This window comes from Chryseobacterium sp. KCF3-3 (genome assembly GCF_045865955.1).
Classification (GTDB): domain Bacteria; phylum Bacteroidota; class Bacteroidia; order Flavobacteriales; family Weeksellaceae; genus Chryseobacterium.
In genome coordinates, this window is record NZ_AP035792.1 from 2897042 (window position 1) to 2911962 (window position 14921).

The 14921-nt window shown below is 37.4% G+C and carries 11 protein-coding genes and 1 tRNA gene; 5 read left to right on the forward strand and 7 right to left on the reverse strand.

Annotated elements, in window-relative coordinates; translation table 11 throughout:
• The first annotated feature begins 128 nt into the window (after window positions 1–128).
• The 3 genes from ACKTTZ_RS13080 (at window position 129) to ACKTTZ_RS13090 (ending at window position 4006) form a co-directional block, all read left to right on the forward strand.
• Complete coding sequence (locus tag ACKTTZ_RS13080; RefSeq protein ID WP_407845772.1) at window positions 129–1259, forward strand: alpha/beta hydrolase; 1131 nt, start codon at window positions 129–131, stop codon at window positions 1257–1259.
• 165 nt (window positions 1260–1424) lie between these two features.
• Window positions 1425–2957: a M20/M25/M40 family metallo-hydrolase gene (locus ACKTTZ_RS13085; RefSeq protein ID WP_034696969.1), complete on the forward strand. Its 1533-nt coding sequence runs from the start codon at window positions 1425–1427 to the stop codon at window positions 2955–2957.
• Window positions 2958–3310: 353 nt separating this feature from the next.
• On the forward strand, window positions 3311–4006 hold the full coding sequence (locus tag ACKTTZ_RS13090; RefSeq protein ID WP_034696970.1) for a hypothetical protein: 696 nt from the start codon (window positions 3311–3313) through the stop codon (window positions 4004–4006).
• A 122-nt stretch (window positions 4007–4128) separates the two neighbouring features.
• Here the strand turns inward: ACKTTZ_RS13090 and ACKTTZ_RS13095 are convergent, their stop codons facing one another.
• From ACKTTZ_RS13095 to ACKTTZ_RS13110, 4 genes are all read right to left on the reverse strand, one after another.
• A complete protein-coding gene (locus tag ACKTTZ_RS13095; RefSeq protein WP_407845773.1) occupies window positions 4129–4923 on the reverse strand; it encodes a DUF2490 domain-containing protein in 795 nt (264 codons plus the stop codon).
• A gap of 412 nt (window positions 4924–5335) precedes the next feature.
• Window positions 5336–5752 carry a hypothetical protein gene (locus tag ACKTTZ_RS13100; protein ID WP_034696971.1) on the reverse strand — a complete coding sequence of 139 codons (417 nt, stop codon included), beginning with the start codon at window positions 5750–5752 and terminating at the stop codon, window positions 5336–5338.
• 177 nt (window positions 5753–5929) lie between these two features.
• Window positions 5930–6016: transfer RNA gene (locus tag ACKTTZ_RS13105), tRNA-Ser, on the reverse strand.
• A gap of 55 nt (window positions 6017–6071) precedes the next feature.
• Entirely contained in the window at window positions 6072–7088 is a 1017-nt protein-coding gene (locus ACKTTZ_RS13110) for an asparaginase (RefSeq protein WP_034696972.1), read from the reverse strand.
• A gap of 160 nt (window positions 7089–7248) precedes the next feature.
• Here ACKTTZ_RS13110 and ACKTTZ_RS13115 point away from each other — a divergent pair, with 160 nt between their 5' ends.
• On the forward strand, window positions 7249–7929 hold the full coding sequence (locus ACKTTZ_RS13115; RefSeq protein ID WP_034696973.1) for an RNA methyltransferase: 681 nt from the start codon (window positions 7249–7251) through the stop codon (window positions 7927–7929).
• A 46-nt stretch (window positions 7930–7975) separates the two neighbouring features.
• Here ACKTTZ_RS13115 and ACKTTZ_RS13120 read toward each other — a convergent pair whose 3' ends face one another.
• From ACKTTZ_RS13120 to tsaD, 3 genes are read right to left on the reverse strand one after another with little or no spacing between them, the layout of a single operon-like run.
• A complete protein-coding gene (locus ACKTTZ_RS13120; protein ID WP_407845774.1) occupies window positions 7976–8671 on the reverse strand; it encodes an RsmE family RNA methyltransferase in 696 nt (231 codons plus the stop codon).
• Window positions 8668–9063: a hypothetical protein gene (locus tag ACKTTZ_RS13125; RefSeq protein ID WP_034696976.1), complete on the reverse strand. Its 396-nt coding sequence runs from the start codon at window positions 9061–9063 to the stop codon at window positions 8668–8670. The genes ACKTTZ_RS13120 and ACKTTZ_RS13125 overlap by 4 nt, the downstream gene beginning before the upstream one ends.
• Window positions 9060–10076 carry a tRNA (adenosine(37)-N6)-threonylcarbamoyltransferase complex transferase subunit TsaD gene (tsaD, locus tag ACKTTZ_RS13130; RefSeq protein ID WP_079240594.1) on the reverse strand — a complete coding sequence of 339 codons (1017 nt, stop codon included), beginning with the start codon at window positions 10074–10076 and terminating at the stop codon, window positions 9060–9062. The genes ACKTTZ_RS13125 and tsaD overlap by 4 nt, the downstream gene beginning before the upstream one ends.
• A gap of 4 nt (window positions 10077–10080) precedes the next feature.
• Between tsaD and ACKTTZ_RS13135 the strand changes: the two genes are divergently transcribed.
• Window positions 10081–14871, forward strand: a complete 4791-nt coding sequence (locus tag ACKTTZ_RS13135; protein WP_407845775.1) for a translocation/assembly module TamB — start codon at window positions 10081–10083, stop codon at window positions 14869–14871.
• Window positions 14872–14921: the final 50 nt, after the last annotated feature.

A 14921-nucleotide genomic window follows, 5' to 3' on the forward strand; every position in this document is an offset into this window, starting at 1 on the left:
TTTTTTAATCCAGGTTAAAAGAAAAGCTAAACTATACACTTAATTTCGATAAAAATTAAGCTTATAAAGGCATGTCTGTAAGAATTAAGAAACACGGGCAGCAGGTTTTTCACCAAAAAAGAATCATAATGAAAAAAGGAACGTACCAATTACACGATGAGGCCAATTTTAATTTTCAGCTGAATCGTACTCTGATGTGGGGAGGAGGAGATCTGGAAGAGATCAGAAGTGTTGCTCCGGCAATCAATACCACAGAAGACTGGGTAAGAGAAATGAAGACTCTTGCTGAAAGAGCGGAAGCCAGTCAGCAGAAGTCCAAAGCGGCCGGATATTACAGAATGGCAGAATTTTTTGAAGCTGACGGATCATGGGACAAATCGGAGTTTTATACAAAATCAAAATCTTTATTCTACGAAGTGTATCAGGATGTTTTTAAAACAAAAATCAGAAGAGATGAGGTAGAATATGATCAGGGGAAACTGCCTGTCTGGATAGGCTTGCCGGAAACGGAAGTAAAAGATACCGTCATTATTCACGGAGGGAATGATTCTTATATGGAAGAATTTCTCCCTTTGGTTCAACGGTTTTTGTCAGAAGGAATTGCTGTCTATTTATTTGACGGTCCAGGTCAGGGAGGAGCGTTAAGAGAATCTGGAATTCATTTTACGCACGAATGGGAAAAGCCTGTAAAAGCTATTCAGGATGCTTATCAGCTGGATGATGTGACGATTATCGGATTGTCTCTGGGGGGAATGCTTGCTCCGCGGGCTGCAGCCTTTGAAGATCGTATAAAAAGAGTAGTGGCGTGGGGAATTATGCCGGATTTTTATGAAGTGGTATTGAGTAAAGTGCCCGAACAATTAAAACTTTTAATGGATCTGGGAGAAAAAGATCAGGTGAATACGTTGATTCATGCAAAAATGAAAGTTGATCCCTTAATAAAATGGGCCATACAGCACGGAATGTTCAGTATGAATGTGGATACACCTTATGATTATCTTACCCAAACCAGGAAATTTGAAATGCAGAGTATAGGACATCAGATTACTCAGGACTTTTTATTATTGGGCTCTAATGAAGATCATTTTATTCCTGTGAAATTGTACAAAGATGTAATTGATGCCTTGCCCAATGTAAAATCACTCAGCTATAAAATGTATACTAAAAGTGACTCCGCTGAAAACCACTGTAATATTGGAAATACAAAACTGGTTCTGGATGATATTATTCACTGGATACAGCGGGTAAAGAATAAATAATCCACCAATCCCAATCCTAAATTTTTGATGACATCATTAAGGCTATCTCTGCAGAGACAGCCTTTTTAGTTGTCTATAGATGATAAGCAGCACAGGCCGAAAATTGTTAATGACCAAATACTTTGTTATATTTATAGAATAAAATCACTTCACAAACTATCCGCTATGAAAAAGTTTCTTTTAATCCTTTTGGGAATCGTAGTCATTCTGGCTGCTGTCGTATTGATCAAAACCTACACCTATCCGTTTAAAAAAAATACGATCGGGGCAGGCGAGGGTTGGAAACCTATAAAAAATGATTCTGCAGTCATGAGACTTTCAGGAGGAATAAAAGTACCCACCGTTTCTACAGGAAGTTTGGGTGAATTTGATTATGCACCGTTTGAACAGTTCAAAACGTATTTAAAAACATCTTATCCGTTAGTCTATCAGAACACAGAAAATGTTGAAGTCAATCAATACGGATTAGTGTTCAGACTTAAAGGAAGCAATCCATCTTTGGAACCTATTTTATTTTTGTCCCATATGGACGTAGTTCCTCCCGGAGATGCTGATATAAAGAATAATGATACAAATGTATTCCGTCCTGACGATAAACCTTTGGAACCCGTTTCAAAAGTAGCAGAAGATTGGGAATTTGCCCCTTTTTCAGGAGCGGTTGCGAACGGAAGAATCTATGGAAGAGGTGCCATAGATATGAAAGGAATGCTTTTTTCCTTGATGGAATCCATGAATTCTATGATTAAAAACAAACAGGTCCCACAGCGTGATATTTATCTGGCTTTCGGTTTCGATGAAGAAGTAGGCGGACAAAAAGGAGCGATCCAGATTGCCGATTATTTTAAGAAAAAAGGATTGAAGTTCGATGCGGTTTATGACGAAGGTGGATTAATTATGCGAAAAGGAAATGTAGCCGGGATTGATACTGATGTAGCCGTAGTAGGATGTGCTGAAAAAGGGTTTCTTTCCGCAAAAATTAAAGTAAAAGGATTGGGCGGACATTCTTCTATGCCTCCTATGGAAAGCGCTATCGGAAAAGCTGCTGTTATCATGCAGCGTCTGGAGGATCACCAGATGAAACCTGTTATTACTCCTTTAATCAAAGAGTTTTTTAATAATATCGGTGGTGAAATGCCTTTTACCACAAGAATGGCACTGGCGAATCAATGGCTTTTAAAACCGGTATTGATTTCCCAGCTTACCAAAAATAATACAACCAATGCTTTGGTTAGAACCACCACAGCTTTAACGATGATGAAAGGAAGTGATGGGACCAATGTACTTTCTCCCGAAGTGGAATTTGTAGTCAATTTCAGATTACTTCCCGGAAATTCGGTGAAAGATGTAAGAGATCATATTGCTAAAGCGACTGAAGGTTTTGATGTTGAGGTAGAAGAAATTGACAATACGAGAGAAGCTTCTGCTATTTCGCCAACCAACACAAAAGCTTTTAAAATGATAGAAGCCGGAGTGAAAGAAATTCATCCCGGAGCTATTGTTACACCATATCTTACTATGGCTGGAACTGATGCCGGTAAATATGAAATTGTAAGCAAAAATGTCTACAGGTTCATGCCGATTAAGATCAACAGTGCCGAGCAGCAAAGTATTCACAGTACCAATGAATATCTTAGTATTGAAAACTATCTGAAAATGATTCATTATTTTGAGTACATCATGAAGAATTATGATAAATAAATGTCAATGGTGAATGGTGAATTCGCTGCGCTCGTGAATTTTAATACATATAATTAAACGCAGCGTTCGCAAAGCTTTCTATGATGTTTAATTTTTTTCGATCGCAGAGGCGTTTCACTCAGCCATGTATACACTAAGGTCCTGGCTGAACGAAGTACCTTTGCGAACAAAATATAAAACGTTACCCAACAAACCTTGCGAACCTTAGCGTTAACAATGATTGACGATTGATTTTGCACAGCAAAAATTGACTATTGACTTAACACCCTTCCAAATCTTTTTCACAAAAAATATATTGCGTCAAGTTTTGTCGCATTACGGATATAGCTTTGTCATATCAAAATTACAGAGCTATGGAATTGCCATTTTACTTAAACTTTAACGACTTTGAAAGTAATTATTACGATAACCTTGAAAAATGGTTTGAAGAATATCATAATACCAGCGAAACAGATTATCTGAAAGCGCTTGCGGAGCTTTACCGTCCGTATGTGTATTATAACTTTGCAGATGACATGCTAAAGCCCGATGCTTCCATTGAAGTAAAAGACTGCTTTTTCCCCTATCATGAAAAAATCGGGATCTCTTTCTGTATTGATAGTGAAAACGGAATTTCCCCATCCAACGGAATGAATCAGGTATTTGAATTTAAAAATATTTCCATGATGGAGTATGCCCAGCATATTCTGGATAAAATCAATAAGTTCTGTTCAAAAAATAGCCATGCTCTGGACGGCAGTAAAAATATTCAGGATTATATTAATAACTATGCTATTATTACTTCAATGGAAGGGGTAGGGTATTGTATCAGTTACAACCGTCACCAGAAAGCCATTCCTTTTTTAAAAGCTTATCTTCCTTATTATGGGCAGACCGTTAATATGGCAGTATACAGAGACTTCCTTTTTTCTGTTGTTCAGATTGCAGAGTTTATAGATCAGAAATTAAAAACAGTTCACGCTTTTAAACAGACGATTTATGCACGCTCAAGAGCGGAGGCCAAATTCAATGTGCAGTTGAGCCGTCAGTTTTTGACCTTGTGCAACTAAAATTTTACACCAAACATTCATACTTAATTATATTGCGGAAAACTTATGTTTTCAACCAAAAATCCCGGTCAGTAATGATCGGGATTTTGTATTGCAACTTCATGAATACTTGCTTACGTGTATTACTTGTTTTTTTTATAAGGAATGTTCCATACCAGATCGGCAGCCAGATAATGAACGCCTCCATGGTGAATACTTCTGCTGTCTCTGATCAGATCATCCATATATCCAATATCTACGGTAAAAGGAGAGTTCGGAATCGTAAACATATAATAAGCCGAAATACGCATTTCACGATATCCAAACGAACTCCATTCAGAATCCGGTTCATTGAGGTGGCTTATAGAAAACAAAGCTTCTGCACTCAGTGCCAGTTTCTGATTGTTTTTTGGAGATAAATTATAGGTGAGCTGACTCTTGATACGTGTTCTCAACTGAAAATCCTCTTCGACTTTATGAAAGTCTGCATCAAAGAACTTCCTGAATTCCTGACGTATGGTACTTTTAAGTTTCCATTTCCTGCCGAGATCAAAAGTATAGGCATATCTTCCATAAATTCTGAATTCCTGTTCTGTGTTTTCCTGATCATAAGGAGCTGTACTTTCGTATTGTGGCTGACGTCGGTAACTTAATGCATAACTATATTGCTGGTGTGGAGCAAAGGAATGATAAACTTCATGATTTAAAACAATGATCGCTTGCTTCGAAAAAAGATTGTGATCATCCGGACTGCTTTTTCTCCCGATGGCTACATAGCTCAAAGTCTGTTTTTTGCCCAAAGAGTCAAGTTGTCGCTTTACTCCAAAGGCTCCCCAGAATGCATTGTTGGCATCTCCCAGTCCAGGTGGACTGATCTGTGCTTTTATCGATGTTCCTATACATCCCAATAAAAATAATCCTGCAAAAAATTTCTTCATGCTCAATAGTGTGGGTAACTGTTTTACTGTTAAATAACTGCGAAACCATGAAACGGATGAGAATACTGTTGATACGCAGAGAGAATACTTTGTAATAGCAAAATTAGAGGCTTTGTTCATAGAATGTTTATTCAAAATCTTTTAATACTGTTTAAAAACAAGACAAAGTAAAGGCCCGATTTAGGATAGATTTAGGAATAAAGATTTTCTGAGAATTGAAAATGAGTTTTAGGAGAGTATTTTGATTGTGGATAAAATGTTGATAACTTGTTAGTAGTTCGTGGATAACCTATTTTTTTATTTATAAATAATGACATAATGGTTTGGTTATCTATGATATAGGTATAATAGTAAATTGCCACAATATAAAATACTGTGGCAATCGGGTTGTATGGACTGGTTGATTTACCTGTTAGTTCTGTCTTACTCCGCACATAGCATCCCATGTAGTCCAGAAATGGGCATTAATAGCTCCGATAGGAGGATTTGTACTGTCTGCAACAATTCCTACCATTGAAGCACAGTTGGAGTTACAGCCTATTTCATTATGACTTCCAGCCTGAGGCGGAATCTGACGCCAAGTACCGGTAGATCCGCTCAATAATTCTACTTTGATTTCAAAAATCCCTGAAAGATTAGGAGTCTGAATCTGTTTAGTAGGATTTTCACTTGAGATGAAATCACTCCAGTCTCCCTGTGAAAAGGTTACACGCCATGTAGAAATCATTTTAGAGGTATCATTTTGTGGGGAAAGATACACCCAGAATTGTGCTCCGTTTCCAAGTACTAGCTGACCTGAAGAATTTGCATTTACACTTGTTGATGTCATATTGATTTGTTTTTTAGGTGATTAGATTGTATTTCAAAGTAACGAAGAACAAGGCTCCTGCAGTAGAGTATAAATAACCAATTATTAGAGTGAGTATAAATACCTATGAGAAAAGGTACCAAAATCTTAAGCACAAAAAAGCCTGTGCTAATCATTAGCACAGGCTTTTGTTTCTTGCAGAGAGGAAGGGATTCGAACCCTCGATACAGTTACCCGTATACTACCTTTCCAGGGTAGCTCCTTCAACCACTCGGACACCTCTCTTTTTGAGATTGCAAAAATAGTGTATTTTCTGGAATATCCAAATAATTCTTACAAATTAATCTGTAATTTCTCCACAAAGGCTTCTGGTGAAATTATCAGCAAAGCTTCCGGAGTAATTTGGATTATCAATTAAATGCATGGCTTTGGTAATCGCTGTTTCCGCTGTCATGTCTCTTCCACTGATCGCTCCGATTCTGGAGAAAATATTACTGTTTTCATACTTTCCAAATGAGATACCTCCTGAAATACACTGGCTTACCACCACAATTTCAGTTCCGTTATCTCGGATTTCCTGAAGCGTTTCCTGGGTTTTTGCACTGCTGAAAATAGTTCCCGAGCCAAAAACCTGAAGAATAAGAACCTTCATTTTAGGGATTTCTCTGAAGTGGCTCAGATGCATTCCCGGAAAAATTCTCCAGAATAAAATATCTTCAGAAATATGTTCATCCACGTGAAACTCTACCTCAGGATCACAACGGAACAGGTTATCTTTAATAATATTCAGATGAACGCCGGATTGTCCTAAAATAGGATAGTTCGGACTTGAATAGGCATCAAAATATTCCGCAGAATATTTCAACGTTCTGTTTCCTCTTAATAATTTGTATTCAAAATAAATGGCAACCTCCTGAATGACTGCTTCATCATTCTCGTAAAGGCTGGCGTAATAAAGACTTGTCAGAAGATTTTCCTTAGCATCTGTTCTCAGATCACCAATCGGAAGCTGAGACCCTGTCATGATGACCGGCTTTCTTAATCCTTTTAGCATGAAACTTAGTGCTGATGCGGTATAAGACATTGTGTCTGTTCCGTGAAGAATCAGGAAACCGTCGTAGTCATCATAATTTTTGTGAATATAATTAGCGATAACTCTCCATTCTTCAGGTCCCATATCCGAAGAATCCAGTGGTTTGGCAAAAGGATGAACAAAGACTTCACATTCCATAAGCCTCATTTCAGGCATCTTTTCGAATATATTTCCAAAATCAAAGGCACGGAGACTTCCGGTTTCGTAATCTTTTTCCATTCCGATGGTTCCACCGGTATAGATGAGCAGGACTTTTCGCTTCATGTACTAATTTATTAAGAATTGGGCCCCGATTAGGGTTCATAGGCCAAAATTACGTTAATTTGCAAAGATTTGAAAATGAATGAAACGCTTATCATGAAATTTTATAAAAATAAAATGAAAATGGCAGATGTTTCATAGGGCTATTGAAAAAAATAACTAAATGCGGATGAAAGATTTAGCGCAAACTTTTGAATATTTAAAACAGTTTTTAACCGAAGAAAGACTCGAGAAAATTGAACATTTTTCTCAGGAAAGTTCAGACTTTGTCCTTCCGGTGGTAGAAGATATCTATCAGTTTAGAAATGCTGCAGCCATTGTACGTTCTGTGGAAGCCTGTGGTTTTCATAAAGTAGTGGCGTTGCAGGAAGAATACAGTTTTGAACCCAATCTTCGTGTAACAAAAGGAGCAGATACCTGGGTTGAGGTGGAAAAACTACCCCGGAATATGGAATCCTTTCAGAATATTAAAGACCGAGGATATAAAATAGTGGTTGTTTCGCTGGAAAAGAACGCTAAAATGTTACCAGAATACGAAATAACAGAACCTATTGCTTTGGTTTTCGGAACTGAAATGGAAGGTGTTTCCCAGGAGATTTTAGATTTTGCCGATGAAACACTGGCTATTCCGATGTATGGCTTTACCAGAAGCTTCAATGTTTCTGTAGCGGCATCAATTTGTATGTATGAATTGAAACAAAAGCTGATAAAGTCTGGGATTGATTATAAACTGAATGAAGAAAAGCTTTTAAGGATGCAAATCCTTTGGGCAGTGAATTCAATGAGAAGCGGACAGCAGATTTTTGAAAAATACCTGAAAGAGAATAATATTGACTGGAAATAATTAATGAGAAATAAAAAAGAGAAGATTCAACATCTTCTCTTTTTATTTATATCATATTGTAATAATTCCATGCGGCTACAAAAACGCCGGCCGTTTCCGTTCTGAGTCTTTGGTTTCCGAGAGATACTGCTCTTACTTTATTTTCGACCAGAAATGCAATTTCCTTTTCAGAAAAATCACCTTCAGGGCCTATTAAAAATGTAAGTTGTTCCAATTGAGGAATATTTTTAAGATCAATTCTTTCCAGATTTTCATGGCAGTGTGCTACAAAAGTATGTTCCGGATCCATATTTTTCAGAAAATCACCTAGCCTTACAGCGTCATTGATAACCGGAAAATGAAATCTCAGACTTTGTTTTGAGGCGGCAACAGCCTGTTTTCTGATTTTATCGATATTAATATTCTTACGCTCTGTTTTCTCTGTAACAATAATACTGATCTCAGAAATCCCCATTTCCACAGCTTTTTCCACAAAGAATTCAATTCTGTCAATATTCTTGGTAGGAGCAATGGCAATATGAAGTTTCGGATTGAATTCCGGCAGATTTTCTTTGATCTCAGAAACTTCAATACCGGCTTTCTTACCTTCTATAATAAGTTTTCCGGAAGCCAGTTTTCCTTTTCCATCCGTCACATGAATATCTTCTCCATCTCTCATGCGAAGAACTTTTACGATATGCTGCTGTTCTTCATCGTTGATCGTAACTTTATTTCCGTTGATGTCTCCGTAGAATAGTTTCATATATCCTGGTTTATAAATGCAACTCCTGTTTTGATGGTTGTATATATGTCTGTATCACATTCCCGGTAAGAACACATGTATATTTCTTCTATCCATACATTATTAATGAAAATCAGATTTAAATATTCCTGTTTTCTCAAATTATTTTTGATGGATAAATAATCTCCTTCTTTTGGAGTATAGGGAAAACTAAAAAGATGTTCAGAATTGATTAATTGTAAAACTTCATCTTTGATATCCTGAATATATCCTGTTTCAGAACTTCCTCCGTTAAACTCTGAAAAAGTTTCTGATCCCTCATGTCTTCCTGTGATAGTTTCTAATACCCAGTAATATTTTGAGTTCTTTTTAGAGTGTGTTCCCAGTACTTTTTCTTCTAAGAGTATTTTCATAAATCGTATTTTGCGGTTGCGGAAGTTCTTAAATCTGTAAATTCTCCTCGCTCAAACTTCAGTTTTGCCACCATAGCAATCATAGCTGCGTTGTCTGTTGTATATTCGAACTTAGGAATATAGATATCCCAACCAAGTCTTTCTTTGTTATCTTCCATTACTTTTCTAAGTGCAGAATTGGCAGATACACCTCCTGCAATAGCCACCTGATTTACATTGAGATCTTTGGCTGCTTTTTCAAGCTTATTCATCAGGATTTCAATAATGGATTTCTGTACGGATGCACATAAATCATTGAGGTTTTCCTTGATGAAATCCGGATTCTTTCTGACTTCTTTCTGAATGAAATACAGCACGGAAGTTTTAATTCCGCTAAAAGAATAATCGTAGTTTTCCAGCTTCGGTTTGTTGAATTTAAAAGCATCAGGATTTCCTTCCCTGGCCAGTCTGTCGATGATAGGTCCCGCAGGGTAATCAAGGTCAAAAATCTTTCCGATTTTATCAAAAGCTTCTCCTGCTGCATCATCAATGGTTTTCCCGATGATTTCCATGTCAAAATAGTCTTTTACCAATACAATCATGGTATGTCCACCACTTACGGTAAGACATAAAAATGGAAAGGTAGGCGGCACAGGATTTGCATCTTCGATGAAATGGGCCAGAATGTGGGCTTGAAGGTGATTTACTTCGATCAAAGGTACATTCAGGCTCATAGCCAAAGACTTAGCAAATGATGTTCCTACAAGAAGAGATCCTAAAAGTCCCGGTCCGCGAGTAAATCCTATAGCAGAGATAGCATTTTGTTGTATATTTGCTTTAGAAAAAGATTTTTCAACAACGGGGATAATATTTTGCTGATGGGCTCGTGAAGCCAATTCAGGGACAACGCCGCCATATTCTTTGTGGATGGCCTGGTTCGCGGCAATGTTTGAAAGAATAGAATTTCCCTTGATGATAGCTGCTGAGGTGTCGTCACAGGACGATTCAATACCTAAAATTATAGAGTCGCTCATAATAATGGCAAAGTTAGAGAATAATAACGAGAATGAGAATAAAAAATCAGTAGCTGAAAACCTAGGGGATCAGGTACAGAAAACTGTTGAAAATGTAGAGGGAAAAGTTCGGGAAACAGTGAAGGAAGCATCAGAGCTTGCTTCGGATGCTATACACCATCCTGTGGAAACAGCTGAAGAGTTTGGGAAACAGGCAGTAAAGGATGTTACCAGCTATACCTGGTGGGCAAAACTTCTCTTGATTCTCTTTTGGCTGGGGATTTTCCTTGTAGGTGGAGTACTGATTGCCATCAATCTTCCGGTTACGAAAAAATGGGCAGCTGATCAGGCACTCAAGCTTGTTAATAATGATTTTAAATCTGATTTTTCTACAGAAAGTGTAGATGTAAATTACTTTGGTGATGTCACCATAAAAGGGTTAAAAGTAAAAGATTATAAAGGATTTAATTTTATTACAGCCCGTGAGTTTCGAGCAGATTCAGACTGGATATCTCTGGCGGTAAATGCCATCTCAGGAAGCAGTAATTCTTTAAGTTTTAACTCTTTGGCTCTTGTGAATGCCGATGTAAAAGTAATTACTTATAAAGGCGACAGTATATCCAATTTTGTCAGGTTTGTAGAGCTCTTTGACAACGGGAAGAAAAGAGATCCTAAGAAACCTCCTTTTCAACTGAATTCCAGAATTCAGATCATTGATTCTAAAGTTTCCATCGTTAATGAAAACTCTCCAGGAGAACAAGGGAAATGGCTGACAGCAACAAAATTCAACTTAAAAGCACCGAACGTAAAAGTTAACGGTCCGAATGTTTCGGCGTTAATCAATAATATGTCTTTTGTAACTTCAAGATGGGGGAAATCTCATTTTGTAGATACATTTTCAACAGAACTGTCTCTAACGAAGCAGTTTTTGTCATTAAAAGACCTTACCCTGAATACAGATCATACCTTACTTCAGGGAGATATTAAATTTAATCTTCATGACGGATCCTGGGCAGATTTTGCAGACAAGGTACGTTGGGATATGAATATTCAGCAGGGAAGCCAGCTAAGTGGATATGATATCAGTTATTTTGTAACCAACTGGGATAATATCAAACCTTTCAATCTTTCCGGGGTTATGACTGGTCCTTTGAATAAATTTCATCTTGAAAATTTTCTGATCAGAAACCCTGATGTTAATATTGCTACCAAAACGATGAAGGTAGATAATCTGCTGAAAGGTCATTTTGCAATTGAAACAAAAGTGCTTTCCACAGATTTTACCTACAAAGATTTAAAAGCAATGATGCCTTCATTCATCTCCAAAAAGATGAAGAACTTTGCTGATGATTTCGGAAAACTGAAATACAATGGAACGGCAAAAGTGAATCCGGATCAGATCTATGTGGATAATGGAAACTTAATGACAGGAATCGGGCAGGCGAAAATTTCCAAACTTACCTTGACGGGCTACAGTACTGCTATGCCGAAATATTCCGGTTATCTTGATGTGAAAGATCTCAATACCTCAGTCATCACAAAGAATAAAGCAGTAGGTTTAATTTCCGGTAAATTTGATCTTAACGGACAAAGTTTTGATGTTAATACCATGCGTCTGACCACAAAATCTCAGATTGCAAGTATTGAAATTATGGATAAAACGATCAATAATCTGTATCTGGATGGTTTATTGGATCATAAAAAATATAACGGACTCATCACTGTTAATGATGAACAGGCTAAAGCTACGGTTAAAGGATTGATAGATTTCAGTACTTCGAGAATTGCTATGGATGTGAATGCAGATGTTACTTATCTGAACATGAACTACTTTACCAATAAGCCGGGTACTCAGGTGGTAAGTGGTCAGGTTGACGGTAAAATGGCAATGTCTTCTATCAATGATCTTACCTTAGATGTGAATGCCAATAACCTTCATTTTGCTTCAGCTACTCAAAAATATAATATTCCGAATGCCAAGTTAAAAACGTTTGTTGAAGCAGGAGGTCGTGTGATTGATGTGGATGCTCCGGGAGCAGCTACAGGTAAGATTTCAGGAAAATACAGTCTTGCGGATCTTGCTGGAATGGTAGAAAATGGAGTAGGGAAAATATTAGTGGGACCACCGCCAAGAAAATTATACCGTGGACAGAATTTTGCGTTGAAGTTTGATGTTCAGCAAGGATTGATCAATTATTTCTTACCCGAATTGAGATTGCCGCAAGGAGCTCTTGTAGAAGGAGAATATGATGGAAACTCAAACAATCTGATTCTGAATCTGGATGCAGCATCTTTAAAATATATTATGACTAAGGAGGAAGAGATTACAGATGCTGATCAGGCGCTGGCATCTTCAAACCCTGATTATAAAATTAATGACAGAAATAATCTCAGCAGAGATAGTGCGATGGTGGATAGTGTTAAAGTTAGAATTAACACCGGAGATCTTAACCAGCAATTGTATGCTAAAATCAACAGAGTCATTTATAATAAAAATGTAATCAAAGATTTTGAGCTTAAAGGAAATAATGAAAACGGAAATACACTTCATTTAGCTACTGTATTTAAGCATGGAAGTCCTGATGATGAGATTAATGAAAAACTTAAGGAATACGCCATCAATGTAGATCAGTCTACAGATGCGGCCGGAGATTATGTATTCAGGTTTGAACCTACCGAGGTAAAATTCAATGACGTTACGTGGGCAATAGATACAAGTCCCGAATTGGATCACTCCATTACCTACAGAAAGAAAACCGGAGATTTTGATATCAGAAATCTGAGAGTTTATTCCGATAAAAGTGCTTTGTTTATTAAAGAAGCTCAGTTTAAGTCTGCAAAAGACTTTTATGTAGATGCTGATATTAACGATTTTGCTGTAGAAAAACTTCTTGAAATGCAGTCCGGAGGAAATACTATGGATATTAAAGGTCTTGCCAACGGAAGTGTGAAGATCAAAATGGATAAAAGTACCCTTCAGCCATTGGTAGATCTTAACATTGATGATATTAAGATGAATGGCAATGATATGGGAGATATCTCTATTTCTGCTACCAACGGATTCTCACTGAATGTATATGATATTGATGTGAAAGTTCATTCGGCAGGTGTACTGGGAAATAACAGTCTTAATCTGACAGGAACGGTTAATAATAATACTTCTTCGCCAATTATTGATCTTACAGCAGAAATGCGTGATTTTGACTTATCATTTACACAGCAGTTTGTGCAGACTATTTTTGGAAACCTTCGTGGAAAAGCAACAGGTGATCTTAAAATCAATGGAAAGCTTAACAACCTTGATTATAATGGAGATATTGCTTTAAAAGATTTTGGATTGAAGCTTCTGTTTACCGGAGTTGACTATTCATTTGATGATACCGTGATTCAGTTGACTAAAGGGCTTGCTATCCTCAACAATATTGAAGTACACGACGGAAGAACCAATTCCAAAGGGAATATTTCCGGGGCGATTCAGTTTGAAACCCTTTCTTCAATGGGGGTGTCTCTCGTAATGAGAGCAGATAACCTGTTGATGCTGAATACTACGCAAAAAGATTTTGACCTGTTCTGGGGAAGAGTTTACGGACAGGGAGATCTGTACGTGGATGGACCTGTTTCAGGATTAAGTATAACGACCCCTAATATGAAGGCGCTTAACGGAAGTACCTTTACCTTTAATTCCAGCTCTACTTCCAATGTGGAAGAATTTAAAATGCTGAGGTTCCTGAAAGAAGGAAAAGACGGTTTGATCACACTGGAAGAAAAGAAAAAAACAGGAGCCAATATGAACATTGATTTCAATCTGGCTGTGGATAAAGGAACTACTGTCAATGTACTCGTAGGAGACGATGTGGGAAATATTACGGTAAAAGGATCAGCTGATCCGCTAAGGTTCCATATGAACAGACAGGGAAATATTGCCATGAGTGGTACCTATAAAGTAGATAACGGAACATTTGTCTCTAAAGCTATTCTGAATAAAACATTCCAGATTGAAAGAAACAGTAGTATCAGATGGGATGGGGATGCTATGAAACCTACATTAGATATCAATGCCAATTATATAAGAATGGTTTCCAATGCAGGAGAATATCTGAGTATGGGGAAGCTACAGCCTATCAGTATTTTGCTGCAGGCCCACATTACCCAGTCGTTGGTAGATCCTCAGATTGATCTTAATGTAACTGCAATGGATGTGTCCAGTCAGGTAAGAGAAACGCTGGCTGCGAAAATGAGCCAGGAAGGAGAGAAAGTTCTCCAGTTTGGTTCTGTATTGTTGTTAAGTACTTTCAATGTATCCAATACAGGTGGATTCGATGTAAATGTAGGAAATGTAGCGGAATCTTCCGGATATAATATGCTGTTGAAACAGCTGGGATCTGTTCTTAATACGATGAGTAATGAGTTCCAGATTGACCTTAATTATGTAAAAGGAGACCAGAATTCAAACTTCGGAGACAGAGCCAATGCAGGTGTGAGTGTAGCGCTTTCCCCAAGAGTTAATATCAAGACCGGTTTGGGTATTCCGTTATCAAAAACAGATGGTGCCCAAAACAATTACCTTTCCACGGAAGGGTCGGTAGAATATGATTTATCTAAAAAGAATGACGGTTCATTAGTTATACGTGCTTATTCCAAGCCTACAAACATCGGAATGGTGAGTACAAACGGTTCTGCTAATCAAGCCTATGGTGGAGGGGTAGTGTGGAGTAAAAGCTTCAATTCTTTGTTTAAAAAGAAGAAAAAAGACAAAAAAACTTCAGACGCAAAAGGTGAAATAAAAACAGATTCTATAAAATCAAATGGTAAATAATTGGAATATTTTAATGATTTTTATCATCTGTGTTAATTATTGTTAATATT

Bases quoted from the DNA above. Each gene is read 5' to 3' on its own strand.
- ACKTTZ_RS13080 (WP_407845772.1), top strand. From the start codon at position 129: ATGAAAAAAGGAACGTACCAATTACACGATGAGGCCAATTTTAATTTT.
- ACKTTZ_RS13085 (WP_034696969.1), top strand. From the start codon at position 1,425: ATGAAAAAGTTTCTTTTAATCCTTTTGGGAATCGTAGTCATTCTGGCT.
- ACKTTZ_RS13090 (WP_034696970.1), top strand. From the start codon at position 3,311: ATGGAATTGCCATTTTACTTAAACTTTAACGACTTTGAAAGTAATTAT.
- ACKTTZ_RS13095 (WP_407845773.1), bottom strand. From the start codon at position 4,923: ATGAAGAAATTTTTTGCAGGATTATTTTTATTGGGATGTATAGGAACA.
- ACKTTZ_RS13100 (WP_034696971.1), bottom strand. From the start codon at position 5,752: ATGACATCAACAAGTGTAAATGCAAATTCTTCAGGTCAGCTAGTACTT.
- ACKTTZ_RS13110 (WP_034696972.1), bottom strand. From the start codon at position 7,088: ATGAAGCGAAAAGTCCTGCTCATCTATACCGGTGGAACCATCGGAATG.
- ACKTTZ_RS13115 (WP_034696973.1), top strand. From the start codon at position 7,249: ATGCGGATGAAAGATTTAGCGCAAACTTTTGAATATTTAAAACAGTTT.
- ACKTTZ_RS13120 (WP_407845774.1), bottom strand. From the start codon at position 8,671: ATGAAACTATTCTACGGAGACATCAACGGAAATAAAGTTACGATCAAC.
- ACKTTZ_RS13125 (WP_034696976.1), bottom strand. From the start codon at position 9,063: ATGAAAATACTCTTAGAAGAAAAAGTACTGGGAACACACTCTAAAAAG.
- tsaD (WP_079240594.1), bottom strand. From the start codon at position 10,076: ATGAGCGACTCTATAATTTTAGGTATTGAATCGTCCTGTGACGACACC.
- ACKTTZ_RS13135 (WP_407845775.1), top strand. From the start codon at position 10,081: ATGGCAAAGTTAGAGAATAATAACGAGAATGAGAATAAAAAATCAGTA.